Here is a 24,015-nt window from a genome sequence, read left to right as displayed (position 1 = left end):
TTGCTGGCATTTTTCTTAAGCTGGTTTATTTTTGTTGTGCTTTAGAGTCTAAGTTGGCATCTTTGATTTCAACATAGGCATTCGCACGCAGCTCACGCATCCAGCTATCTACTTCGGTGTCGAATTGACGCTCACCTAAGATTTGACGCGCCATACGTTCTTGTACTTCTTTGGTCATGTCTTGTTCACGTGTATCTGTGACTTGCAAGATATGCCAACCGAACTGGCTTTGGAATGGTTTGCTGATTTGTCCAACAGGTGTCTCTTTCATGACTTTTTCAAACTCAGGAACCATTACACCTGGGCTGACCCAACCTAAGCTACCGCCATCACGGGCAGAACCTGTATCATTGGAGTAGGTTGCAGCGAGTGTTGCAAAATCATCACCTGCTTTAGCGCGGTTGTATAAGCTATCGATCATTTGTTTTGCACGATCTAAGCTCACTACTTCAGAAGGTTGGATCAAGATATGGCGAGTCTGGTATTGAGGAACTAGTGCTTTTTGCTCATTTTGTTTACGTTCAAGCAATTTTAATACGTGGATACCATCACGAACATTGATGAGCTCAGTGGTTTGTCCTACTTGAAGTGGGGTAACACGCGCAGCGAGCTCAGTTGGAATTTCTGAGAGTGAGCGGAATCCCATATCTAGACCATCAACTTTTACAGCTGCAGTTGAGAGCTTGCTACTAATTCCTTTCGGATCATCACTTGTTGTGAGGGATTGTTTGACTTGTTGAGCAACTTGTTGCACTTCATTGGCATTGTCACCTGAAATGCGCATGTGAAGAACGTGCACTTGGGTACCAAGCGCAGCTTGACCTTCTGGTGATTTAAGGAAGTTGTCAACATCATGGTCACTGATTTTAATACGTGACATGACTTGTTGTTGGCGTAAACGACCAATGGCTAAATCTTCAGCGACACGGTTACGCAAATTTTCATATGTACCCGGTGCAATAGCATCTAACTTTTGCTGGAAAGCTTCAAGTGTATTGGCACCTGACTGGTTTGCTACTTTTAACACCGCAGCATTTAAACTCTTTTCGTCAGGTTTAATGCCATAACGCTTCACTTGCTCTAATTGAGCTTGGCGAATGATCAATTGATCAAGTACTTGCATTTGTAGATACTGTTGCGGTGGAACAGTCTTATTTTGTGCTTTTAACTGGTGTTCTGTCTCAGCAATCCCTTGTTCTAAATCACTTTTAAGAATGACACTATTATCTACAATAGCAACAACCTCATCCGTAGGTTGTGCAAAGCTTTGCATTGATGAAGAAATTAGGGCAGCGAGAACAGTCGCTTTAAAGATATGTTGAAAAGATTTTATCTTCATTAACGTTGTGTCCAAGATTGATTAATTTTGTTGAAACCTAAAACTCTATTTTCAAGGAGAGAAGCAAGCTTGTTGTTTAAAGCACCAAGACCTTTCAAGGTGAATTCAGCCATAACAGCATTCTTTTTACGAACGTCTGGAGAGTTTGGATCATCCAAATCGTTATAGTAAGAACGACCATACACTGAAACAGCCCAACAACATGACTCGTAATTTACACCAAGTAAATATTCACGCATCACATTATTGTCAATGTCGTATTGAGCATGACCCATAATACGCCAATTGTCTTTTACAGGTTGTATAAAGGATGCAACAACTTGGTCATAAGAATCTTGGCGATCTGGAATATCTTTGCGGTAAAAATAGCCTAAGTTATAAAGATTGCCTTTGTCACCTGTGTAGTAAGCTTGGAAATCTCGCTGTGCATTCTCACCATTTGACATCCAAGCAGAGTTAGATGTGATGGTGAAATTTTGATTAAGTTGACTTGATAAACTAACAATAGGTCCCGTACGTGTTTGAGTATCAAACTCATCGAGTTGTTCATTGAGACTAACACGACGGTCACTAAAGTAATAACTTTGACCAATGCTTGCTTTAATCCGTTCTAAGCCTTCAGTATCCAGCAAGCTATAGGTTACACCGAGCGACAAGAAGTTATTGTCATCTAGGCGGTCATGTCCATAGAAGCGATATGGGTTGAACAGTTGATCATAGTTGATCGATGCTGTAGTCGAGTCAAAGTTTGGATGATCGTCTTGGTTCTTATAAGGTGAGTAAGCATAAAAAGCACGAGGAGAAATACTCTGTAAGTATTTACCTTCTTTCTCAAATGTTAAGCCTGTAGCAAGCGTGAATTGAGGAACAACAACTGATTTTTCTAAATCATCAGAGGCAGAAAGTCCACGACCTTCTTTTGAGTCTTGATCGTAGAAGGTATTAATACTGCGTACAGAGACTTCTGGAACGACATAAAACCAAGAAGGGGTTAAATAGTTATAGCGAACTGCAAACTGGTTATAGATACGCGTACCACTCGACTCTAGCGCAGAACCATCATTCACAGACTTTTTGAAATAAGCGGTATCGTTATTAAACTCGTATTGTAGACCTTGTGGATCACCAGTCACGTAGTTTAATAAGAATTGTGGAAGTCGAGCGTAAGGCTTATCAACATCTTTAATAGTCTTGTCCAAAGTTTGGAAATCTTCAACCTTTAACTGAGCCCTAAGTCCCGGAATTCCATTTTGATAATTCAATTCCCAAGCACGGCGTAAATTTAGATCGGTTCGTGTGTTTGGATTATTGTTGAAATCCGCGAAGTAATCTTTATCTGATGCGTAATTGTATTCTAAATTGGTCGACCATTGATTATCGATCTTCCAATTGTGAACAAAGTGAAGATCATCACGTGCTTCATCACCATATTGATTGTCTTTGGCGATATAACCACCCCAAATACGACCTGAACCAAAGTTTTCAGTCATATAGCGGAAGTCAGCATCTAATTTCGGGCCACGTTTGCTCATGTAGCTTGGCGTGAGTGTGAGATCGTAGTTTGGCGCAAGATTGAGATAGACGGGGGTGATTAACTGGGCACCACCATCATTGCTATAGCCAAAATTTGGACTCAATAAACCGGTTGTGCGTCGATCATCAATCGGAAAGTTGAAGTAAGGAACTGCAAGTACAGGTACATCTTTGACATAGAGCTTGGTACCACGGGTTACCCCACGCCCTGTATCTTGGTTCAACTCAATTTCTTTGGCCTGAATTTTCCATGCAGGCTTTTGCTCAGGAGGACAGGCGGTATAACTTGCATCCTTTAATACCACTAAATTCTGACTGGCGCGTTTAATCTGGTTGGCATGGCCATGTGCGTGTTGTTGCTCTGAGATATAGAAACTATTATTTAAATCGCCAGTTTGGGTCTTTAAATTATAATTAATCGCATCACTTTGGGTGAGTAAACCTGATTGAGCCAGTTGGACGCGGCCTTCGGCATTAGCATGTGTTTGGGTTGAGTCAATAGTGACTTGATCAGCACGAATGGTTCGGCCTTCCTGATCAATCACTACATTACCTTCTAGTACAGAATCACCAGTCGGGTTGTAATGCCCATAATCTGCTGTAATCACTGAGGTTGTTGTGTTGGCATTACCAGGTTTTGTTTCAGGATTGATTGGAGTTACCCAAGTCCCTTGGCAAAAAGAAGAGCTCAGATAGCGATTATCACGTAGCTGTGCTTCAGGTGCAGACTTGTCTACATAATATTGCTGGAAAAAACTTTCCCCAGGATAACTTTCTTGATTTTGCTGTTCTTGATTCTGTCGAATGGCAGCTTTGAGCTGTTTATTGTCAAGCGTAGAGACAGCATCAGCTGGTGCCGCGAAACCTGATTGGATCGAGCCGCCACACAAGAGTGTCAAAATAGCTGTTGCTAAAGGATTAAATTTAAACTGATGTTTCATTGTCTCATTAACCAGTACGCTAATTCACAATTAATTATTGTCGCATCATAGAGAAAAAGTTGATAAGTGGCTACACTTAAGCTTTCAAAATCTCAGCTAGTTTTAGATTTTATTGCAAATGAATACACAACGTGAACAATTGATACAAACTTGGCTTCAAGCCACTCTACAATCTGATCAATTTGAGATCAGCTTTTTGGCAGGAGATGCAAGCTTTCGCCGTTATGCGCGAATTAAGTTACAAAACAAAACATACATGCTCATGGATGCGCCGCCTGAAAAAGAAGATTGTGCACCATTTGTTAGTATTGATGAGTTTTTTGACAAAAATGGTGTGCGTGTTCCGCATATTGTTGCTAAAGACCTAGCTTTGGGGCTGTTGCTACTGGAGGATTTTGGGGATGTAGTGCTATCAACATTACTCAATGATCAAACAGTCGACCAATATTATGCTCAAAGTTTTAAGCAGTTGATTGAATTGCAACAGATCGATGTGCATGGCCAATTACCAGCTTATTCTTATGAAAAGTTAATGACTGAAATGCGTTTGCTTACGGACTGGATGTTGCCTTCATTAAACATTCAACCAACAGAGCAGCAGTTGGAAACAATCGAACATGCATTCGACTTTCTTGCGATTGAAGCGACTCAACAGCCACAAGTGATTGTACATCGTGATTTTCACAGTCGTAATTTGATGAAAATCGAGAATGAGCAAGAATTAGGAGTGATTGATTTTCAGGATGCAGTGATTGGTGCAGATACTTATGACCTCATCTCGATTACGCGTGATGCTTATGTGCAGTGGAATGCTGAGCGCGTTTACGAATGGTTTGAAGTGTTCTATAACTTATTGCCGGCAGCAGCAAAAGAAAACCGTAGTTTTGAGCAGTTCAAGCGAGATGCAGATCTGATGGCGATCCAACGCCACCTGAAAATCTTGGGTATCTTTGTGCGTCTATTTGAACGTGATGGCAAATCAGGTTATTTAAAAGATTTACCGCGCGTGATGTGGTATTTGCTTGAAGAAAGTCAAGGTTATGATGAACTGAATGACTTTATGCAGTTTATGCGTGATGTGGTCATGCCGAAGTTTATTGTGAAATATGGTGATTATGAGGTTGCAGCATAATGAAAGCCATGATTCTTGCTGCAGGTCTAGGCAATCGCATGCGACCTTTGACCTTGCATACCCCTAAACCTTTACTTGAGGTTGGCGGGAAACCACTCATTGTTTGGCATATTGAAAAGCTGAAAGCAGTGGGGGTGACCGAGATCGTGATTAATACGGCTTGGTTGGGAGATAAGCTTGTTGCTGCTTTGGGTGATGGTTCACAATTTGGTGTGACCATCTTGTGGTCACATGAAGGTGAAGGCTTGGAAACGGCCGGTGGCATTATTAATGCTTTACCTTTGTTGGGTGATCAACCTTTTATCTTAGTGAATGGTGATGTTTGGACTACAATGGACTTTTCATCACTCTTAAATGTTCAGTTGGAAGATAAACAAGCTCATTTGGTGTTGGTAGAGAATCCACCTCAGCACTTAAAAGGTGACTTTATTCTCGCGAATGATTTGGCTTACACTTTTGAGCAAGAGCAATTGGGTGAGGCTTTAACTTATAGTGGTGTTGCGGTATTGGCACCACAGATGTTTGCTGGTTTAGAAAATGGCAAGCGACCTTTAGCGCCATTGCTGAAACAGGCAATGCAACAGCAGCAGGTTTCAGCTGAAAAAATGCAGGCAATTTGGGTGGATGTAGGCACGCCTGAGCGTTTGCAACAGCTGGATCAGCAAATTAAGCAGGGTGCCTTTGCATAATAAAAAATGCTTTGTCTATCTGTGATTTGCATAAGAACAGACAAAAACTTAGCGGATTGTGCAGTTTATCATGCTTGTAAATGTTTAACTGCATAATCGTTCAACAAGTCCTACTGTGCCTTGTATCAGAAATCGGTATACTGCACAGCAAATTTATCGAGATGTTGCACTGTTATGCATCCTTTTTTTCAAGAATTAAAGCAAGGTAGTCAAGCGCTAGGTCTGAACCTGAGTGAGGACGCCCTAACACTCTTATTGAAATATCAAGATGCTCTCGTGCTATGGAATAAGGCCTACAACTTGACGGCAATTCGTGAGCCGAAAGAAATGTTGGTTAAACATTTATTAGATAGTTTAAGTATCTTAAATGATTTGCCCGAAGGCCGTTTGTTAGATGTGGGTACGGGCGGTGGTATGCCGGGCATGATCATTGCATTATGCCAACCAGAACGTTCTTGTGTACTATTAGATTCGAATGGGAAAAAGATTCGTTTCTTGAAGCAATTTATTGCAGACTTAAAACTGAAAAATGTAATTGCAGTTCAAACACGTGTTGAAAATGAAGACAGCATTGGAGAGCTTGGTCAGTTTGATGTCATTACCAGTCGAGCATTTGCTTCTTTGACCGATTTTGTAGATGCAGCACAACCTTATATGCATGAACAAAGTATCATTGCTGCAATGAAAGGCTTAGTCCCAGAGGATGAAGTTGAGCAGATGAAAGATCAGTATTCATGTAAGATTATTGAACTGCGTGTGCCAAGATTGGATGAACAGCGTCATTTACTTTTACTTCAACGTATTCAATAAAAAATATTAAGGGTAGTCATGGCTCAAATTATTGCGATTGCAAACCAAAAAGGTGGTGTGGGAAAAACCACGACAGCAGTCAATCTTGCTGCCTCTTTGGCGATCTTGAAGAAACGTGTCTTGTTGGTCGATATGGACTCACAAGGGAATGCCACCATGGGGTCTGGTATTCAAAAGAATGATTTACTTTATTCAGTCACAGATGTGTTATTGGGTGAAGTGCCGATTGAAACGGCGATTCAAAAAGCTGAAGTAGGTTATAAGGTTTTAGGTGCAAACCGTGAACTTGCGGGTGTAGAACTTGCGATTGCTGAACAGGACGGGCGAGAGTTCATTCTTAAAAATGCACTGCAAGAAGTCGATTCTGCATTTGATTATATTATTGTCGATTGCGCGCCAAGCTTAAGCCTGATCACTGTGAATGCTTTGGCTGCCGTCAATGGTGTGATTATTCCAATGCAATGTGAATACTATGCTTTAGAAGGTCTGGCTGATCTTACACAAACCATTGACCGTATACAAAAAGCCCTTAATCCAAACTTGGAAATCGTTGGGGTATTACGTACCATGTATGATGCTCGTAATGCATTGACCCGTGATGTGTCAGCAGAGTTAGAGCAATATTTTGGTAAAAAACTATATGAAACGGTCATTCCACGAAATATTCGTTTGGCTGAAGCACCAGCGCATGGTTTGCCTGTGATTTATTTTGAGAAAAGTTCGAAGGGCGCTGTTTCATATTTGAATCTCGCTGCAGAAATGTTGAAGAAAAGTAAAGTGAAAAAAGGAAGTGCTGTATGAGCATCAAAAAACGCGGATTGGCTAAAGGTCGTGGTTTAGATGCGCTATTAGGTTCAATTCAAAAAGAGAAATTGCAACTTGAAGCACAAGCCTTGGATCATGGTCAACTCAAGCAAATTGATGTCAATTTATTGAAACGTGGTGAATACCAACCACGTCGCTTTATCCAAGAACAAGATTTACAAGAGCTGGCAGCATCAATTGAAAAACATGGTGTGATGCAGCCGATTGTGATTCGTCCTGTAGAGGATGAACAGCATCCTTATGAAATTATTGCAGGTGAGCGTCGTTGGCGTGCAGCTCAATTGGCAGGCTTGGCTGAAATTCCTGCGATTGTGCGTGACTTGAATGATCAAGTTGCAATTGCTTTGGCTTTAATTGAAAACATTCAACGTCAAGATTTAAACCCGATTGATCAGGCGGTTGCTTTACAACGGTTCCATGATGAGTTTGGTTTAAGTCATCAAGAAATTGCGGATACGGTCGGTAAGGCACGTACTACAGTGAGTAACTTGTTACGTTTGCTTAGCTTGGCCGATCCGATTAAAGACTTTATGCAGCAAGGTCAGATCGATATGGGGCATGCCCGTGCGATTTTGACGTTGAAGGCAAAAGATCAAATTGCGGTTGCACAAATCGTGATTGAAAAAGGTTTGTCTGTACGCCAGACTGAACAGTTAGTTCGTGAGTGGAGTGAACCAAAGCCTGAAAAGGAAAAGGCTCAGATTTCTCCAGATATTGAACAATTGACTCAAAAACTATCTGAACGTTTTGGGGCAAATGTGAAAATTGACCATAATCAAAAAGGTAAAGGGAAAATGGTCATTCATTACCACTCATTGGATGAGTTGGATGGAATCCTCAATATTTGTTTGCCTAACTAATATTAAGGATGAATTTGTTCATCGCTTTTGCAAATCTGTATGAGCGATCAATGAATCCTAATCCATCCTTTTATAGTTTAAATATTATTGGGGAATAATATGTGGGAACTTGTGAAAGCGGGTGGTTGGTTAATGCTGCCCCTCATTCTCTCATCAATTTTTACGGTTGCGATTACACTAGAACGATATATTCGTTTAAAACGGTCACAAGTTTTACCGCAAGCTTTGCTTGTTAATGGTTCAGATGTTGAGTCGGTCATTACGCAGTTACAACAAGATGAAGCATCAAAAAGTCCTTTGGGTCGTATTCTAAAAGCGGGTTACCTGCATCAAGACCAAGGTGAACAATTTGCACGTGCTCAAATGGAAGCCGCCGCTTCACAAGAAATTAGTCATCTTGAAAAAAATATCAACTTCTTAGGCACTTTGAGTGCAATTGCACCTTTATTGGGGTTACTTGGAACGGTACTCGGGATTATTGAATCATTTTTAGTGATAGATGTAGGTTCAGCTGGTAATGCCAGTATGATGATGCCGGGTATTTCTAAAGCATTAATTACCACGGCTGTCGGGATGTTGATTGCGATTCCGGCAATGATTGCCTATCGTTATTTCCAACGTGTAGTACATGAATATATTGCTGAATTAGAGCAGCAGTCGACCTTGTTTCATGCTGCGCTGTTTTATAAAAAAGCAGCACATGTACCAGAACACCGTCGTGCCAGTTAAGCTGAGGTGCTGCGATGAAGTTTAAACGCTCTCAAGTTGAAGATATTCATATCAATTTGACACCAATGATTGACTGCATGTTATTTATTTTGGTGTTTTTATTATTATCAACGACTTTTAGTCAACAAAGTCGTATCAACCTGACATTGCCTGATGCACAGGGTGTTCCACCTAAACAATACGATCATAAAATTGAAATCATGGTAGACTCCACAGGGCATTACTCAGTGAATGGTCAGGCTTTGTCGAGTAAAGATATCGCTGATTTAAGCACAGCGATTAAGCAAGTTGCACAAGATCGTCGTGATTTTATGTTTATTATTGCTGCGGATGCCAAAGCTACGCATCAAGATGTGATTCGTGTGATGGATGTGGCAGGCCAACTCGGTTTTGTTAACGTCAATATCAGCACTAAAGTTCCAACGAGAGGTTTTACTGAGTGAATCAGGATTTTAAGGTTTATGTCCGTTTAATATCGTATTTAAAATCTTATTGGGGCGTTGCCTTACTCGTCTTGCTTGGTTTTGGAATCAACGCTGCGACGGAGGTTTCTGTTGCAAAGTTGCTGAAATACATTATTGATGCCATTCAAGAAGGTAGTCGTACAAACTTGGACTGGTTTCCAGCACTGATTGTCTTGTTGATGTTCTTCCGCGGTGTCGGCCTATTTCTTGGTGGTTATTTTTCTGCGGTTATTTCACGTAGTTTGGTGTTTAGTATCCGTCAGGAAGTCTATGCAAAATTGTTAAGACTCCCAGCCCAATACTATCTTGATAACAGTGCGGGTCATATCAGTGCCAAGTTAATGTATAACGTGGAGCAGTTAACAGCTGCTTCTTCTGAGTCTTTGCAGACACTGATCAAAGATGGTTTGATTGTTATTGGCCTATTAAGTTATCTGCTTTACACCAACTGGCGTTTAACGCTATGTATCGTGGTTTTCATGCCATTTATTGGGATATTGGTCAGAATTGCATCGAAGAAAATGCGAAAACTGTCGATCCAAGTACAAAATACCATGGGTGATGTGAACCATGTGGTTCAAGAAACTATTACCGCTAACTCAGTTGTGAAGAGCTTTACGGGTGAGACGTTTGAGCAGAAGCGTTTTTATAAGTCTTCAGAAGAAAACTTACGCCGTGGTTTGAAAATGGTGGTGGTGCAAAATATTAATAGCCCAATCATTCAGCTGTTATTATCAATGGCGATGGCAATCATTCTTTGGTTGGCGTTGCGTCCACAAGTATTTGGAGATACTTCAGCGGGTGAGTTTATTTCATTCATTACTGCAGCGGGCTTGATTTCTAAGCCTGTGAAAAATCTGACGGATATCAATGAAAAGCTTCAACGTGGTCTGGCGGCAGCACATTCGGTCTTTGAATTATTGGATATGCCTGAAGAAGTCAATGATGGTCAGCTTAAGCCTGTATTGAAAGGAAATATTCAATTTGATCATGCCAACCTGCGTTATGATGATGGCACCCATGCGATTAAAGACTTCTCTTTGGATATTAAGGCGGGTCAAACAGTTGCCCTGGTCGGACGTTCGGGTGCAGGGAAAACCTCATTGGTCAACATGCTGCCACGCTTTCAAGAGTTAAGCGACGGGCAAATTTATTTTGATGGTATTCCTGTTCAAGAGATTGAGTTGGCTTATTTGCGTTCACAAATTGCAACCGTGAATCAGCAAGTGGTGTTATTTAACCGTTCAGTACGTGATAACATTGCTTATGGTCAGTTACAAGATTCAAGTGATGAGCAAGTGATTGCCGCTGCCAAAGCTGCTTATGCACATGACTTTATTATGAACTTGCCGCAAGGCTATGACACGATTCTAGGTGCCCAAGGCTTAAATCTATCAGGTGGCCAGCGACAACGTATTGCGATTGCAAGAGCAATTTTAAAAGACTCTCCGATCTTGATTTTAGACGAAGCAACCAGTGCTTTAGATAACGAATCTGAATACTTTATCCAACAAGCATTTGATGAAGCCATGCAAGGCCGTACCACTATTGTGATTGCGCACCGCTTATCTACAGTTGAAAATGCGGATGTCATTGTGGTGATGGATAAAGGTCAGATTATTGAACAAGGTACCCATGCTGAGCTACTGGCAAAACATGGCATGTACTATCAGCTACACCAACGCAATTTTGAGGAAAACTAAGTATGTCGATGGCGCAACGAATACAGGATGCTTGGAATGAACAAGCTTCGTGGTTGGTGGTGTTGCGCCCACTGTCTTGGTTATACCGATTTGGTTTTTGTGCCAATCAAGCCTTGTATAAACACGGAATTAAACCTGTTTATACAGCACCCGTACCTGTCATGGTGATTGGTAATATTACGGTTGGCGGCAGTGGTAAAACGCCATTGTTGATCCAACTGGTCAAATACTTACAGCATCAGCAGATCCGTGTGGGGGTCATTAGTCGGGGTTATGGTGGCGAAGGTCCATTCCCACTTTTGGTAACTCAACACTCTGAGCCAAATACTGTTGGTGATGAGCCATGTCTCATTGTTCAATCGACTCATGTCCCAATGGCGGTTGGGCCGAACCGACAAGCTTCGATCGAGTTGTTGCTCGAAAATCAGAAACTTGATCTCATTATTAGCGACGATGGCTTGCAACATTGGGCTTTGGCACGTCAGCTTGAATGGATTGTATTAGATCAAAATCGTGGTTTGGGCAATGAAAAATTATTACCTGAAGGTTATTTGCGAGAGCCGAAATCACGCCTAAATGATAGTACAGTAATTGAACATAGCAAAACTGCACAAGCACAAAGAAGCATGCATTTGTCGGTTGGACAGCCTTATCTTTTAAATGGCAATCTTGAAGCAAACTGGTTTGATGCTAATCAGTACTTTAATGCGGTTGTTGGTATTGGCTTTCCACAACGTTTTTATCACACCTTAAATACGATAGGTGTGCAGCAATATCAGGCACATGAGTTTCCAGATCACCATGATTATGAAATTGATGATTTGGTATTTGAAAATCATGATGCGATTATTACCACTGAAAAAGATGCCGTAAAGTTTAAAACTTTATTAAAGCAACATCCTGAATTTAACACGCCGATTTGGGTGGTTCCTGTTGAGGCTGTTTTATCATCCGATTGTTATGACTTGCTGAAACAGCAGTTACAACACGTTGGTATTCAATTTTCTTAGAGAGCGACCATGAAACATATTGTCATTCCAGCTCGTTTTGCTAGTTCTCGTTTACCAGCAAAACCTTTATTACTCATTCATGGCCGTCCAATGATTTTGCGTGTGGTCGACCAAGCCAAAAAAGTTGCTGGTTTTGATGATCTGTGTGTGGCTACAGATGACGAGCGCATCGCAGAGGTATGTCGAGCGGAAGGGATTGATGTGGTGATGACCCGTGCAGAACATCCTTCAGGCACTGACCGTTTAAGCGAAGTTGCACGTCTGAAAGGATGGTCACAAGATGATATTATTGTCAATGTACAAGGCGATGAGCCATTGTTGCCTGCACAATTGGTTCAGCAGGTGAGTCAGCTTTTAGTTGAAAATCCGCAATGTTCAATGTCTACGCTGTGTGAACCAATCCATCAGTTAGAAGAGTTTCAGCGAGATAGTATTGTTAAAGTAGTGATGAGTAAGCGTAATGAGGCGCTGTACTTTAGCCGAGCAACCATTCCGTATGACCGTGATGCTGCGAAACAGGCTGAACCAACATTCCATGACCAAGCTTTTCGTCATTTAGGTCTATATGCTTATCGGGTGAAATTGCTGCAAGACTATGTTACTTGGGAACAAGGTCATCTGGAAAAGTTGGAAAGTTTAGAGCAACTCCGTGTACTCGAAAACGGTCACCGTATTGCTATTGCGGTGGCAGAAGCCAATTTACCGCCAGGGGTTGATACTCAGGCTGATTTAGATCGCTTAAATACTCTGCCTTTGAGTGCATTTGAATAATTATGGTCGATACTCAATCTACAGTGATTTATCCTTGGCATGCTCAGACATGGGAATTATTAACAACTCGCTTTCCTGAACTTGGGCATGGTCTTTTATTTTACGGAAAGAAAGGTTGCGCCAAGAAAGAGTTTGCAGAACGATTTGTGGCTTGGGTGCTGTGTTTAAATAAACAGGCACAACAGGCCTGTGGTGAGTGTAGCAGTTGTCAATGGTTGAAGTCTGATACGCACCCAAACTATGTACATATCACCACGGATGAAGACAATAAGAAGCAAAATGCAAAGATTAAAATTGAAAAAATTCGGGATCTTCTTCCGTTTGTTCAACAAACAGGAGAAGGTTGGCGGGTGGTGGTTATTGAGCCTGCGGAAGCATTGAATACCGCCTCAGCCAATGCGCTGCTGAAGACCTTGGAAGAGCCTGGTGAGAAGGTTGTGTTGATCTTATTGGCTGACCATTACTTAAAGCTTCCTGCGACTATTCGAAGCCGTTTACAGCACTTCGCTTTAGATCGCTTGACGATTCAGGATGCAAAAACATTTGTACAGCAACAAATTCCAGAAATCTCAAATGAACAAATATCATTATTGCTGAGTCTAGCCAATGATATGCCATTGACGGCCATTGAGATTGAAAAGAGTGAGTGGTTGCAGAAACGTGCATTATTCTTGAATGATTGGTTTAAATTGGTTGCTGAAAAGAATATGCCTTTAAACTATTCAAATAAATGGTCTAAAGAATTAAATTTTTCTGAATTCATTACCATGTTTGAATATCTTTTAGGGGATTTGGTCAGTTTGAAGTTGCATCAATCCTTAAAAAATGATGATCTGGACTTTAAACCACTTGCCGAGTTCTACAGTTTAGAAGCACTTTTTACGATTTATTCTGACTTACAGCAGAAAAAGTTAATGATTGAGCAAAATGTGCAAACCCAATTAGTATTGGATGAGTTATTTATTCAATTAATGAATGTTGCTTAAGTAGATTTTAAAAATATTTTAATTAAATTTATAGGCTTAACCTTCTGAACTAATCAGGAGGGTAAGTTTTTATCATGCTTATGTAAAGTTTGTATATAAATTGTTCGGTGCTCTTTAAACCTTATTAAAAGTAGATAAAATGTGAGTTACTTCACAATAATATTAAAAAATAAGGATTATAGAGATGAAAATAACATTTATCGCGATTGTTTTATCATTTGCACTCATACCTAGTATTGCAATGGCTGAACCGAAATTTGTATCCAATATTAATGGCTCCTCGTTTGCGATTAATGCTTCAAATTCAGGTTCTCAAGCATACGAATGTGTGTATAGCTATTCTTTCAATCATGCTCAAGGCTCGATAGCGAGTCAGTTCAGTGGTAAGTTTTATATTGAAGCTGGGGTGAGTAATATTTCCGTGATTTCAAGAAATACAGATCGAATGATTAGCACATTGGATTTTGATTATAAATGTACTGAAAAATAGTCATGCATGAATTGAATGCCGACTAAAAAACCGCTTAGAAGAGCGGTTTTTTTATGGAAAAAATTTCCCTTACAGAGAATGTTAAAAATTCACATATATAAATAAATATGTTATTTTTTCACATGGCGTTTTGCTAGGTATGCTAGGGAATTTAGATATGCACATAAAAACATTTTTGGTCGCTTTAAGCTTTTTATCATTGAGTGCTTGTCAGACATTGGATTCAGCAATGTCTGCAACGGATGGAATTTTAAATAAAACTGGAGACATTTTGAGTGGAGACTTTCGCGGCTTAGGGCCTGCAAAGAAAGCAACACTTTCTGAAATCTGGAGAGATTGGCAACAAAACGAAATTACGGCAAAACGGAAATGGGATGCTCAGCGTCTTGAAGTACCGGGAATCATTACTCGCATTACTAAAACAGGTGAAGTGATTTCTCAAAACCAAATCGCAATTATTTTTAAAGATCCGACTAATAGCAAGTGTAAAGGGCAAGGCCTGACTCGCGATGATTTAAAAGTAAATACAGACAAAATTAGCAATCTAAAAGTTGGCGATCGAATTACCGTGACGGGTGTGCTTGGTACCACCGAATCGAAATGGGCGACACAAGGTGAATGTTGGTTCTCATTTGATAAAGCCGAGATCGTAAAAGCCACAAAGTAATATTTTGATCGAGATAGTAAGGCTTGCTTACTATCTTTATCGATCTGAAGTATTTATGGGTTTAACGTGTTGTTATCATCTTCACTTTTTGCAGAAATGGGCGTGTGATAAACCAGTTTTAATTGGTTGTTGTTGAGGAGGTAGAATTTTTTAGCATAGATATCTTTTCCATTCATTTGAACGGAACCATGTGTGACCAATAATAAGCTATTGGGTTGGATATCAATTAATTTTTCTCCAGTTTCACCACCGAATACTTCGAGAATTTTTCCTGTTCTCTTGCTAATTAAGGTCAGGCTGAAACACATTGCACCACAACCCCAACCAACTGCGACATATTCTCCAGCATAGTCAGGTTTTTGTTTTAGTCCTTCTGATAACCGTGTTCTAAACAAACGAGCATCAGCATCACTCATGTCTAATTTTGCAGTGGGCCCTTTATAGATTTGCACTGGATAGTCAGTGAATTTGGGTTGTTTGTCCAAAGTCTTTGCAAAGGGCACAGATGGGTTTAGTAAGTAAACACTACATAAGATGATTAGGCTTATTCTTTTCACTCTAAACTCCTTTTGATCTGCCTTTTTATGTTTTAATCGAGTAGGTTCAGTCAGCTTTGATGAATTGTCATCACGGTTTAAACAATTCTTTCTAGAATTTATGGCTTGTTTAAATAAAGCGTAGGTTGATTGTTTTGCTCGGGTTTTATTTAAACATTATTTGTTGTTTGTTCGATTGTTTTCTATAATCAAGCCATAAATCGAGTATAGATTTTTTATTAGACGGTCACCAATGAGAATTTTCTAAAATTATGTATGGTTAGTAATATTTTTAGATTTATCAATGGTATAAAATTATTAATATGTGAGTGAATTCAGTTTTTGACAGGGGAATGTTATGCAACCACAAATGATGGGCGGAATTATACAGGTCAATATTCCAGATAAAACCACATTGCAATCCAGCTATATGCCTTTTGTTGTGGGTGGTGGTTTGTTCGTACCGACGAAACAAGCCGTTAAAATGGGACAAGAGGTGTTTGTATTGGCAACCTTGCCCGAGCAATCACAAAAGATTCCTTTGACCGGAAAAGTGATCTGGATTTCGCATAAACAGACGCACTTTAAACCACAAGGCTTTGCAATCCAGCTTGTGGGTGAAAAAGGTGTGTATTATAAAAACGAAGCTGAAAAATTATTGGCGGGTATAAAAGGCTTGGATCGTCCAAGCTATACGATGTAGTTGTAAAGAAAATAGGAAGAAAGAGTGTTTGTTGATACGCATTGCCATCTAACCATGTTAGATCTAAGTCCTTATCAAGGGGATTTAGATCAAGCACTTGAACAAGCGCGACTTGCAGGTGTGTCCAAGTTCATGGGGATTTCAGTTGATCTTGATGATCATGTTAAATTAGCTGAAATTGCTGCTCGACATGAGGATGTCGGTTATTCAGTCGGTGTGCATCCTTGTGAGGATGAGCATATCATGGCGCGTGCAACAACGGATTATCTCGTCAACCTTGCTCAGTCAGACAAAGTGTGGGCCCTAGGAGAAACGGGTTTAGATTATTACCACAGCACCGATTTTGTTGCTGAGCAAAAACGTTGTTTTGCACGTCATATTGAAGCATCAAAAATTGTTAAAAAGCCAGTGGTGGTACATACCCGAGCAGCGAAGCACGACACTGTAGATATTATTCGGGCAGAACAATCTACACACGGCATTCTGCATTGCTTTACCGAGGACTGGGAAACGGCAAAAGCGGTTCTGGATTGTGGGTATTACATTTCCTTTTCTGGTATCGTCTCTTTCAAAAATGCACAAGACTTACGTGATGTTGCGAAGCAGGTACCCCTTGATCGTTTGTTGATTGAAACGGATAGCCCTTATTTAGCACCTGTGCCATATCGAGGTAAAACCAATGAACCAAAATACGTTCCTTTTGTAGCAAAAGCATTAAGTGATGTATATGATAAATCGGTTGAAGAGATTGGCATGATTACAACACAAAATTTTGAGAATCTCTTAAATTTGAAGTAAACGGTTTTTGATGTACTAGGAAAGAGAGTTATTACGTGAAAATGGATCGTCAGGCTCAGTTTAGAGCACGAGAAGTATTAATTTTTCAAATCGCGGAGCAACTCCTATTAGAAAATGGCGAAGCTGGTATGACGCTGGATGCCTTGGCAGCCGAGCTAGATCTTGCCAAAGGTACGCTATATAAGCATTTTCAAAGTAAAGATGAATTGTATATGCTGCTCATTATCCGTAATGAGCGTATGTTATTGGAAATGATTCAGGATACGGAAAAGGCTTTTCCTGAACATTTAGCATTCTTTATGCTGCATCATTTACATCACCCCGAACGCACTGCGTTATTTCATCAAATTGAAGAACGTCTTTCGACAACGGGTCAGGGCATTCAATTGCTTTTTAGTGAGTTGTATAAAGTACGCCGACAGCGCTTACGTATCATCATTCGGATGACCGAGAGTTATTTATTAGGGATCAATAGCACCATGACTACTCGTGATTATCTCGCCTCAATCTGGTCGTTGACCTATGGTGCTGCGGTTATTTTGAACTCAAGCTTCTATCAGCGCTATTTAGGTTCTCGGGATACTTTACGTGTCGCCTATATTGAGCAGGCTTTGGCCTTACCTAAGTTACTCGAATCGGCAATGCCATAGTTGAAAAGATAATGAAATCACCACCGCATTCGCAAAGAGCTTTTACCCTGATTGAAGTCATGGTGGTGATTGTTATTATGACCATCATGGCGTCTTTGGTAGTGTTAAATATTGGTGGAGTTGATCAACGCCGAGCAATGCAAGCTAGAGAAATGTTTATTCTTGATCTGAAAAAAATAAATAAAGAAGCAACAGATCAGGCCAAAGTTTTTGCTCTAAATACCCAGAATGCCACCGATGTTGCACCATTTAGCTATAACTTGTTTGAATACCATGATCAAAGCCGTGAACAGATCCAACAGGCAGACCGTACTTGGCAATTGTACAAAGAATTTAAAACGCGCCAATTACCTGATCGTGTGTCTTTTAGTATCCAAAGTCTAGATACCGCGACTTATAACAAAGCAAAAAACGAAGACTTGCTGGGCGGTAAAGCCCCACAACTGATTTGGTTTGGCAATGGTGAAGTGAAACCAGTTCGGATTCAGTTCTATTATGAGCAACAACCGATTGGTCATGAGTTAGAGCTAGATCATTTGGGTAAAATAGATGAAAATTAAATATTCAGATGAAAGCGCTCCATCGTGTGCTTGGGTGAATAATTCTAATAATCGAAGCATCGCTTCTCGCCTTGCGACACGATCGAGCCTTGCTCGATTTAATCGTGTCTCAGGATTTACCCTGCTCGAAGTGATGGTGGCCTTGGCGATCTTTGCCGTTGCAGCCATTGCCCTAACTAAAGTTGCGATGCAGTACACGCAGTCAACTTCAAATGCGATTTTAAGAACTAAAGCACAATTTGTCGCAATGAATGAAGTGGCGATGATGGAGATCAATCAGGAATGGCTGGATGGAACACAATCCAAGCAAATCACTTCCCAAGGTGAAACCTGGCAAATTGATAAAAAAGCACAATCGACCATTAGCCCAAAAATCCAACGAATCGAGTTGCAAGTCAGCTTATTTAATAATGAACAAGGTAAGGTCGAAGCGGGTGTTTCCAATCTTGTGTTCTTTAATTATCCTGCAAAGGCGAGAACACAATGAAATATCATGCGAATCATCGCTCTTCACCTCAGTCTGGTTTTACTTTGGTGGAATTGTTGGTTGCCATTGCAATTTTTGCGGTACTTTCGATGTTGGGATGGAAGGTTTTTGATTATCTATTAAAAGTAAAAGATCGAAATGCAGAACATGAAATGCATTTATTCGCCTTGCAAGATGCCTATCAACAGGTTTTAAGAGATAGCTTACAGATTATCCCCTTGACGGCAAATGATGGGCGGCAGTTGCAAGCGGCCTTTGCATTGAATGATCAACATTTTGCATTTAGCAAAGCTGGGGTTTCAGATCCATTGAAACAGGGACTCTCACCCTATGAGCGCATTGAATACCGCTATGATTCAGCACAAAAGAAAGTGTATCGCTTAAAGTATTCAAATTTGAATATTCCGAATCGCGTACAGCCGATTTCAAGTACGCTGCTGGATAATGTAGACCAATTTAAAGTGATGGCTCTGAATCCCCAGGAACTGACGCAATGGCCTGAAAATATCAGTGATCCGAACAATATCGCTGAGCTAAAAAAATTACCTTTAGGGTTAAAAATACAATTAACTGTTGCCGGCACAGATTATGAATGGGTTTATAGTCTGCTGAATACACAGATATATTTGCAGTCAATAGGAAATTCGGGTGGTACGGGTGAGGGTACAAATTCACCTAATAATAGAGATGGATCAAATTCATCTAATCCTACTCAGCTTCCAACACAATGAGCAAGAGGCATATCCGGTGATTAGAAAAGCTCGAAGTTATGGAGTTGCTCAGAGTGGCATTGCATTACTCACGATATTGGTTATGGTTGCCTTGGCAACGATTTTGGCAGCGACGATTGCCAAACGGCAAACCAATACCTCCGAAAATACAGGCTATTTGATGCGTCAAAATCAATCGCTGCTCTATGCGAAAAGTGCGGAAGCATTTTTCTCTGAATTATTGATCCAAGACAGCGACAATGGAGGGACGATTGACCATTTACAGGAAAACTGGGCCAAGCCGATGCCGCCGTTTCCTGTGGAAGATGGTTTGGTATCAGGACGTTTAATTGATGAGTCGGGAAAATTTAACCTCAATAATTTAGTCAAAGCAGATGGAAATCAAGTTGATGATTCGGCACGGCGCTGGTTTGAAAAATTGTTACAGCGGGTTGGTTTGCCTGCTGAGTTGAGTCAGGCAGTCATTGACTGGCAAGATAGCAATGAAGAGGTAACTGGCGCGATGGGCGCTGAGAGTAGTTATTACCAAGGTTTAGATCCTGCGTATTTAGTACCCAATACAAAATTCCATAGCGTTGAGGAACTTAAGTTGGTGAGGGGCTTTGAAGGTAAAAACTATGACTTGATTAAACCCTATGTCACGGCTTTACCTGAACAAACCAAAGTAAATATCAATACCGCCCCCGCATTATTGCTTGCCAGTATCGATCCGAAAGTGGATGTTAAAACAGTAGAGCAAGAACTAAAGCGTAAGCAAACAGAGCTCACTTATTTCAATAATGCAGAAGATTTATGGAAGTTAAGTGTTTTTTCTGGAATAGAACAACAAAATAAAACTGATGCGGCAGCTTTACTAGATAGCAAGTCTAATTATTTTACCGCACAAATTGAGGTTGTTTTAAGCGAACGCAAGCGTCAATTTAGCAGTTCTTTAGTGAGAAAAGATAAGCAAGTCTCTGTTTATTCAAGAAGTCTTGTACCATTTGAGTGATTTTAAGGATTGATTTATCAAATGGTGACAAGATTTAAAATCAATCCCAATGCACGTTTTTTTGCTTTATAATAAAATTCGTTTGCAGATAAAAGATTAGCTTGGTGCATGTTAATTCGTAAATTATTTAAGTTTGAAAATGCTCATATTGTACGTAACTGTACATCGGACCGCTGTAAGCGTTCGATTCATGGGCATAGCTATAAAGTTGAATTATTATTAAAAGCGTCAAAGTTGGATCATGGGCAAATGGTCTATGACTTCGGTCTGTTAAAAGGCGTAATTAAAGAACTGTATGATAGTTTTGATCATGCAATCTGTTTTTGGCAGAAAGATGATCCTGCCTATATTGATGCATGTAAAACATTTAGCGCGCGTTGGATTGCTTTACCTGTTTCGCCATCGGCTGAACAGTTTTCCCGTATTTTCTTTTATCTTGCCCAACAGGTATTGAACTCAACCACTACTCAAAACGGTGAGGGTGATGTGGAGGTTTATTCTGTTATTGTGCATGAAACGGATACAGGTTACGCACAAAGTTTTCAGGAAGATATTGATAATGCACAAATGGGTGCATTAAGTCTGGATCAAATTGTGTTTTCAGAACAAGTGCAGGCTGAATGGAGTGATGTTCAGATGTATGAAAATCTGAAAAAAGGTATCAAGTTCCAAAACCCAAACGTAGAATTACAAGTTAATATTTGAGTGCTTTTGCACGTATTTGAGTGAATTTATTTCAAGGAATGTGGATGCAATTTACTGAACAGCAGCAGGACAAATTAAGTAAAGTTCAGTTGGACGAGTCTTGGAAAATCTCATTATCAGAGTTTTTGCTTAGTCAAAAAATGGATAACTTGCGTGAGTTTTTACAGCAAGAAAAACTTGCTGAAAAGACCATTTATCCACCGAGTAAACAGATTTTTAATGCACTGAATACCACGCCGCTTGCTGACGTTAAAGTCGTGATTTTAGGCCAAGATCCATATCATGGTCCAAATCAGGCCAATGGTCTAAGTTTTTCGGTACAAAGGGGGGTTGCATTACCGCCATCTTTGCGTAATATTTTTCACGAATTACATACCGATTTGGCTGTACCGATTTCACGTCATGGCGATTTGAGTAAATGGGCAGCACAAGGGGTACTGTTACTCAACAGTGTACTCACGGTAGAAGCAGGACAGCCCACTTCACATCAAAAACAAGGATGGGAAGATTTTACCGATACAGTGATTGATGTATTGAATGAGCAGCGTGAACATGTGGTGTTTATTTTATGGGGTGCGTATGCACAACGTAAAGGTCAACGTATTGATCGTAATAGACATCTTGTTTTAAGTGCAGCACACCCATCCCCACTTGCTGCGAATCGTGGTGGCTTTTTTGGCTGTAAAGTATTTTCTAAAACCAATCATTATTTGAAACAACATGGCATTGAGCCTATAGACTGGCAATTGGACGCATAATGACTTCTCCTGATTTAAATAGCTATCATCCAGATTTAGTTATTGAACACGCAAAAAATGGTTGGCGAATCATTCGTCTTAATCGCCCTAAATCTTTGCATGCCTTAGATGAATCGATTGTCACTGCACTGCTTCAAGTTTTTGAAGATTTTCATGTCGACGAGACAGTGAAAGCAATTTGGTTTGATTCAACCACACCTAAAGCATTTTGTGCGGGTGGTGATGTTCGCAAATTACGCCAGTTGGTGATTAATCAGGAAGTTGATGCGGCAAATCAATTCTTCCAGCAAGAATATGCACTTGATTTACTGTTACATAATTATGCTAAACCGATTGTAGTGTGGGGCGAAGGTTATGTGATGGGTGGTGGGCTCGGTCTATTTATGGCTGCACCATTTCGCCTGGTCACGCCTTATTCACGTCTGGCCATGCCAGAAATCAATATCGGCTTATATCCAGATGTGGGTGCGAGCCGCTTCTTGGCAGATCGTGGTCAAATTGGCCTATTTACAGGATTAACAGGTTCAATCATGACCGCCGCTGGGGCGTTCAGTATAGGTTGGGCGACCCATATCTGTGAAGCGCAACGCGATAATGTCTTGCAGAAAGTTTTGAATGTAGACTGGAACCATTATCCAGCAGGCGCATTTAGAGCAATTGACGATACCTTGAATAGTTTGCATCGTCCTGTTGCATCTGGGCCATTACAAAATTCAATCGATGTGATTCATAGCGTATGTCGTGGACAAAGCTTTGAATATGACTACCAATCAATTATTGGTTTGAGCGATGCAAGTAGCGATTGGTTACGTCAAGCCAGTGAAAACTTACAAAAAGGTTCACCAAGCACGGCTGCAATTACATGGTTGTTGTGGCAATGGGGCAAGCAAGGGCATGCTTGGGATGAGGTTTTTGCACTTGAGGCTCAAATTTCAGATTGGAAGATCCGTCATCCAGACTTTGTCGAAGGTGTACGTGCACGTTTAGTGGATAAAGACTTGTCTCCAGAATGGCAAGCAACTGAGCAACTGAGCTTGAAGGGTATTTTAGGGGATTGTCCTCCAATCACTAATATCGAAAGCTGGAATGTATTGTTGAAGCAATATAGTGTTATTGCCTGAGCCGTATGAATTCTGAAAATCGTAATGATGAATATTGGATGCAGCTTGCCTATGAGCAGGCTGCATTGGCCGCAGCACAAGGTGAAATCCCTGTGGGAGCAATTTTAGTGAGTCATGGGCAGGTGATTGGTGCTGGATATAATGCACCGATTACGCTTTCCGATCCAACCGCGCATGCTGAGATACAAGCCTTACGTGTTGCGTGCCAGTCATTAAATAACTATCGATTGCCAGAAGATACCACGCTCTATGTCACCCTTGAGCCTTGCACCATGTGTGTAGGTGCTTTAGTGCATGCACGTGTTCAACGTGTCGTATTTGCCACAACCGAACCGAAAGCGGGTTCTTTAATCAGTGCAAGACAATTACTTGATAGTGGTTATTACAATCACAAATTTGTTTTTGAGCAAGGTTGTTTACAAGCACAATGCTCACAGCAACTGAGTGATTTTTTTAAACAGAGACGGGAAGAAAAGAAGAAAATCCGTGTGTCAAAAACGTCCTTAAATGATTAAAAATGTCTTTAAGATTATGGCAAACTAAGCCTCCAATGATTTTGGGTCACATAAAAAGGCAATGTTATGCGTAATGCAATTACTGTAAAAAAAGAATTCAATGCACCGATCTCTGAAGTTTTCGACTTATTGTCAAAACATGCCACCTACAACAAGGCATTTGCACCTTTACAAGTGGTTCGCGTAAAAGACTCGGCTGACCCAAAACGCCCTGATGGCATTGGTTCAATTCGTCGTATGGGGTTTGGTCCGATCAAACCCTTACAAGAAGAAATTACCTTGTTGGAAGAAAATAAACGGATCGAATATAAACTGATTAATAATCCATTGGTGAAGCATCATTTAGGTCAAATCGATTTTAAAGAAATCACGCCTTATATTACTTTGGTAACGTATAAGATTGAATTTACAGCAAAAGCACCTTTAGTCAGTAAATTAGTTCTTGCACAACTCAAAGCAGCGATTACACTAGGCTTTTCAAAATTAGCCAAATCAGTTGCTTCATAAGAGA

At 40.5% G+C, this 24,015-nt stretch carries 28 protein-coding genes; 25 read left to right on the top strand and 3 right to left on the bottom strand.

Annotated features, from left to right (window positions below):
* Positions 1 to 25: 25 nt before the first annotated feature.
* Positions 26 to 1,339, bottom strand: coding sequence for a peptidylprolyl isomerase (locus F993_RS11170; protein WP_004653890.1), 1,314 nt, complete (start codon positions 1,337 to 1,339; stop codon positions 26 to 28).
* Entirely contained in the window at positions 1,339 to 3,813 is a 2,475-nt protein-coding gene (locus F993_RS11175) for an LPS-assembly protein LptD (RefSeq protein WP_004653889.1), read from the bottom strand. The genes F993_RS11170 and F993_RS11175 overlap by 1 nt, the downstream gene beginning before the upstream one ends.
* Before the next feature lie 118 nt (positions 3,814 to 3,931).
* On the opposite strand from F993_RS11175, the gene F993_RS11180 reads away from it, so the two are divergent.
* The 13 genes from F993_RS11180 (at position 3,932) to F993_RS11240 (ending at position 14,949) form a co-directional block, all read left to right on the top strand.
* Positions 3,932 to 4,945 (top strand): aminoglycoside phosphotransferase family protein, encoded by a 1,014-nt coding sequence (locus F993_RS11180; protein WP_004653887.1) that lies wholly within the window; start codon positions 3,932 to 3,934, stop codon positions 4,943 to 4,945.
* Positions 4,945 to 5,634: an N-acetylmuramate alpha-1-phosphate uridylyltransferase MurU gene (gene murU, locus F993_RS11185; RefSeq protein ID WP_004653886.1), complete on the top strand. Its 690-nt coding sequence runs from the start codon at positions 4,945 to 4,947 to the stop codon at positions 5,632 to 5,634. The genes F993_RS11180 and murU overlap by 1 nt, the downstream gene beginning before the upstream one ends.
* 174 nt (positions 5,635 to 5,808) lie before the next feature.
* Positions 5,809 to 6,444 carry a 16S rRNA (guanine(527)-N(7))-methyltransferase RsmG gene (gene rsmG, locus F993_RS11190; RefSeq protein WP_004653885.1) on the top strand — a complete coding sequence of 212 codons (636 nt, stop codon included), beginning with the start codon at positions 5,809 to 5,811 and terminating at the stop codon, positions 6,442 to 6,444.
* A gap of 18 nt (positions 6,445 to 6,462) precedes the next feature.
* Complete coding sequence (locus tag F993_RS11195; RefSeq protein WP_004653884.1) at positions 6,463 to 7,245, top strand: ParA family protein; 783 nt, start codon at positions 6,463 to 6,465, stop codon at positions 7,243 to 7,245.
* A complete protein-coding gene (locus F993_RS11200) occupies positions 7,242 to 8,129 on the top strand; it encodes a ParB/RepB/Spo0J family partition protein (protein ID WP_004653883.1) in 888 nt (295 codons plus the stop codon). The genes F993_RS11195 and F993_RS11200 overlap by 4 nt, the downstream gene beginning before the upstream one ends.
* 99 nt (positions 8,130 to 8,228) lie before the next feature.
* The gene (locus F993_RS11205; protein WP_004653882.1) at positions 8,229 to 8,858 is read left to right on the top strand and encodes a MotA/TolQ/ExbB proton channel family protein; all 630 of its coding nucleotides are present in this window, start codon (positions 8,229 to 8,231) and stop codon (positions 8,856 to 8,858) included.
* A gap of 14 nt (positions 8,859 to 8,872) precedes the next feature.
* Complete coding sequence (locus F993_RS11210) at positions 8,873 to 9,301, top strand: ExbD/TolR family protein (RefSeq protein ID WP_004653881.1); 429 nt, start codon at positions 8,873 to 8,875, stop codon at positions 9,299 to 9,301.
* Entirely contained in the window at positions 9,298 to 11,025 is a 1,728-nt protein-coding gene (gene msbA, locus F993_RS11215; RefSeq protein WP_004653880.1) for a lipid A export permease/ATP-binding protein MsbA, read from the top strand. Before F993_RS11210 ends, msbA begins: the two co-directional genes overlap by 4 nt.
* A 2-nt stretch (positions 11,026 to 11,027) precedes the next feature.
* Positions 11,028 to 12,035, top strand: a complete 1,008-nt coding sequence (lpxK, locus tag F993_RS11220; RefSeq protein WP_004653879.1) for a tetraacyldisaccharide 4'-kinase — start codon at positions 11,028 to 11,030, stop codon at positions 12,033 to 12,035.
* Between the two features lie 9 nt (positions 12,036 to 12,044).
* Positions 12,045 to 12,806: a 3-deoxy-manno-octulosonate cytidylyltransferase gene (gene kdsB, locus F993_RS11225; protein ID WP_004653878.1), complete on the top strand. Its 762-nt coding sequence runs from the start codon at positions 12,045 to 12,047 to the stop codon at positions 12,804 to 12,806.
* A 2-nt stretch (positions 12,807 to 12,808) separates the two neighbouring features.
* A complete protein-coding gene (locus tag F993_RS11230) occupies positions 12,809 to 13,792 on the top strand; it encodes a DNA polymerase III, delta' subunit (RefSeq protein ID WP_004653877.1) in 984 nt (327 codons plus the stop codon).
* A gap of 184 nt (positions 13,793 to 13,976) precedes the next feature.
* Entirely contained in the window at positions 13,977 to 14,282 is a 306-nt protein-coding gene (locus F993_RS11235; protein ID WP_004653875.1) for a hypothetical protein, read from the top strand.
* Positions 14,283 to 14,439: 157 nt separating this feature from the next.
* On the top strand, positions 14,440 to 14,949 hold the full coding sequence (locus F993_RS11240) for a lipoprotein (protein WP_032812706.1): 510 nt from the start codon (positions 14,440 to 14,442) through the stop codon (positions 14,947 to 14,949).
* 53 nt (positions 14,950 to 15,002) lie between these two features.
* Here F993_RS11240 and F993_RS11245 read toward each other — a convergent pair whose 3' ends face one another.
* Positions 15,003 to 15,365, bottom strand: a complete 363-nt coding sequence (locus F993_RS11245; protein WP_228254114.1) for a hypothetical protein — start codon at positions 15,363 to 15,365, stop codon at positions 15,003 to 15,005.
* Between the two features lie 478 nt (positions 15,366 to 15,843).
* Between F993_RS11245 and F993_RS11250 the strand changes: the two genes are divergently transcribed.
* The 12 genes from F993_RS11250 (at position 15,844) to F993_RS11300 (ending at position 24,011) form a co-directional block, all read left to right on the top strand.
* Positions 15,844 to 16,188, top strand: coding sequence for a PilZ domain-containing protein (locus tag F993_RS11250; protein ID WP_004653872.1), 345 nt, complete (start codon positions 15,844 to 15,846; stop codon positions 16,186 to 16,188).
* A 24-nt stretch (positions 16,189 to 16,212) separates the two neighbouring features.
* Positions 16,213 to 16,986: a TatD family hydrolase gene (locus tag F993_RS11255; RefSeq protein ID WP_004653871.1), complete on the top strand. Its 774-nt coding sequence runs from the start codon at positions 16,213 to 16,215 to the stop codon at positions 16,984 to 16,986.
* A gap of 41 nt (positions 16,987 to 17,027) precedes the next feature.
* A complete protein-coding gene (locus F993_RS11260) occupies positions 17,028 to 17,636 on the top strand; it encodes a TetR/AcrR family transcriptional regulator (protein WP_004653870.1) in 609 nt (202 codons plus the stop codon).
* Between the two features lie 11 nt (positions 17,637 to 17,647).
* A complete protein-coding gene (locus F993_RS11265; RefSeq protein ID WP_004653869.1) occupies positions 17,648 to 18,196 on the top strand; it encodes a pilus assembly FimT family protein in 549 nt (182 codons plus the stop codon).
* 58 nt (positions 18,197 to 18,254) lie between these two features.
* On the top strand, positions 18,255 to 18,683 hold the full coding sequence (gene gspI, locus F993_RS0119695; RefSeq protein WP_228254125.1) for a type II secretion system minor pseudopilin GspI: 429 nt from the start codon (positions 18,255 to 18,257) through the stop codon (positions 18,681 to 18,683).
* Positions 18,680 to 19,414, top strand: a complete 735-nt coding sequence (gene gspJ, locus F993_RS11270) for a type II secretion system minor pseudopilin GspJ (protein WP_004653866.1) — start codon at positions 18,680 to 18,682, stop codon at positions 19,412 to 19,414. Before gspI ends, gspJ begins: the two co-directional genes overlap by 4 nt.
* Complete coding sequence (gene gspK, locus F993_RS11275; protein ID WP_004653865.1) at positions 19,371 to 20,405, top strand: type II secretion system minor pseudopilin GspK; 1,035 nt, start codon at positions 19,371 to 19,373, stop codon at positions 20,403 to 20,405. The genes gspJ and gspK overlap by 44 nt, the downstream gene beginning before the upstream one ends.
* A gap of 108 nt (positions 20,406 to 20,513) precedes the next feature.
* Positions 20,514 to 21,110, top strand: a complete 597-nt coding sequence (locus tag F993_RS11280; protein ID WP_004653863.1) for a 6-pyruvoyl trahydropterin synthase family protein — start codon at positions 20,514 to 20,516, stop codon at positions 21,108 to 21,110.
* Between the two features lie 44 nt (positions 21,111 to 21,154).
* On the top strand, positions 21,155 to 21,868 hold the full coding sequence (ung, locus tag F993_RS11285) for a uracil-DNA glycosylase (protein ID WP_004653862.1): 714 nt from the start codon (positions 21,155 to 21,157) through the stop codon (positions 21,866 to 21,868).
* Positions 21,865 to 22,989, top strand: a complete 1,125-nt coding sequence (locus F993_RS11290) for an enoyl-CoA hydratase/isomerase family protein (protein WP_171066041.1) — start codon at positions 21,865 to 21,867, stop codon at positions 22,987 to 22,989. Before ung ends, F993_RS11290 begins: the two co-directional genes overlap by 4 nt.
* Before the next feature lie 5 nt (positions 22,990 to 22,994).
* Entirely contained in the window at positions 22,995 to 23,504 is a 510-nt protein-coding gene (gene tadA, locus F993_RS11295) for a tRNA adenosine(34) deaminase TadA (RefSeq protein ID WP_004653859.1), read from the top strand.
* A 66-nt stretch (positions 23,505 to 23,570) separates the two neighbouring features.
* On the top strand, positions 23,571 to 24,011 hold the full coding sequence (locus F993_RS11300) for an SRPBCC family protein (RefSeq protein ID WP_004653858.1): 441 nt from the start codon (positions 23,571 to 23,573) through the stop codon (positions 24,009 to 24,011).
* The last annotated feature ends 4 nt before the right edge of the window (positions 24,012 to 24,015 follow it).

Origin of the sequence: Acinetobacter proteolyticus (assembly GCF_000367945.1) — a bacterium.
GTDB classification, from domain to species: domain Bacteria; phylum Pseudomonadota; class Gammaproteobacteria; order Pseudomonadales; family Moraxellaceae; genus Acinetobacter; species Acinetobacter proteolyticus.
This window is presented reverse-complemented; position numbering and strand designations above follow the sequence as displayed.

Coding starts and splice junctions, on each gene's coding strand:
- murU (WP_004653886.1), top strand. CDS start 4,945: ATGAAAGCCATGATTCTTGCTGCAGGTCTAGGCAATCGCATGCGACCT.
- F993_RS11180 (WP_004653887.1), top strand. CDS start 3,932: ATGAATACACAACGTGAACAATTGATACAAACTTGGCTTCAAGCCACT.
- F993_RS11240 (WP_032812706.1), top strand. CDS start 14,440: ATGCACATAAAAACATTTTTGGTCGCTTTAAGCTTTTTATCATTGAGT.
- ung (WP_004653862.1), top strand. CDS start 21,155: ATGCAATTTACTGAACAGCAGCAGGACAAATTAAGTAAAGTTCAGTTG.
- F993_RS11175 (WP_004653889.1), bottom strand. CDS start 3,813: ATGAAACATCAGTTTAAATTTAATCCTTTAGCAACAGCTATTTTGACA.
- tadA (WP_004653859.1), top strand. CDS start 22,995: ATGAATTCTGAAAATCGTAATGATGAATATTGGATGCAGCTTGCCTAT.
- F993_RS11210 (WP_004653881.1), top strand. CDS start 8,873: ATGAAGTTTAAACGCTCTCAAGTTGAAGATATTCATATCAATTTGACA.
- F993_RS11230 (WP_004653877.1), top strand. CDS start 12,809: ATGGTCGATACTCAATCTACAGTGATTTATCCTTGGCATGCTCAGACA.
- F993_RS11170 (WP_004653890.1), bottom strand. CDS start 1,339: ATGAAGATAAAATCTTTTCAACATATCTTTAAAGCGACTGTTCTCGCT.
- F993_RS11205 (WP_004653882.1), top strand. CDS start 8,229: ATGTGGGAACTTGTGAAAGCGGGTGGTTGGTTAATGCTGCCCCTCATT.
- lpxK (WP_004653879.1), top strand. CDS start 11,028: ATGTCGATGGCGCAACGAATACAGGATGCTTGGAATGAACAAGCTTCG.
- F993_RS11260 (WP_004653870.1), top strand. CDS start 17,028: ATGGATCGTCAGGCTCAGTTTAGAGCACGAGAAGTATTAATTTTTCAA.
- rsmG (WP_004653885.1), top strand. CDS start 5,809: ATGCATCCTTTTTTTCAAGAATTAAAGCAAGGTAGTCAAGCGCTAGGT.
- F993_RS11245 (WP_228254114.1), bottom strand. CDS start 15,365: ATGAGTGATGCTGATGCTCGTTTGTTTAGAACACGGTTATCAGAAGGA.
- F993_RS11250 (WP_004653872.1), top strand. CDS start 15,844: ATGCAACCACAAATGATGGGCGGAATTATACAGGTCAATATTCCAGAT.
- F993_RS11195 (WP_004653884.1), top strand. CDS start 6,463: ATGGCTCAAATTATTGCGATTGCAAACCAAAAAGGTGGTGTGGGAAAA.
- gspK (WP_004653865.1), top strand. CDS start 19,371: ATGGATCAAATTCATCTAATCCTACTCAGCTTCCAACACAATGAGCAA.
- F993_RS11265 (WP_004653869.1), top strand. CDS start 17,648: ATGAAATCACCACCGCATTCGCAAAGAGCTTTTACCCTGATTGAAGTC.
- F993_RS11235 (WP_004653875.1), top strand. CDS start 13,977: ATGAAAATAACATTTATCGCGATTGTTTTATCATTTGCACTCATACCT.
- F993_RS11200 (WP_004653883.1), top strand. CDS start 7,242: ATGAGCATCAAAAAACGCGGATTGGCTAAAGGTCGTGGTTTAGATGCG.
- F993_RS11280 (WP_004653863.1), top strand. CDS start 20,514: ATGTTAATTCGTAAATTATTTAAGTTTGAAAATGCTCATATTGTACGT.
- F993_RS11300 (WP_004653858.1), top strand. CDS start 23,571: ATGCGTAATGCAATTACTGTAAAAAAAGAATTCAATGCACCGATCTCT.
- kdsB (WP_004653878.1), top strand. CDS start 12,045: ATGAAACATATTGTCATTCCAGCTCGTTTTGCTAGTTCTCGTTTACCA.
- gspJ (WP_004653866.1), top strand. CDS start 18,680: ATGAAATATCATGCGAATCATCGCTCTTCACCTCAGTCTGGTTTTACT.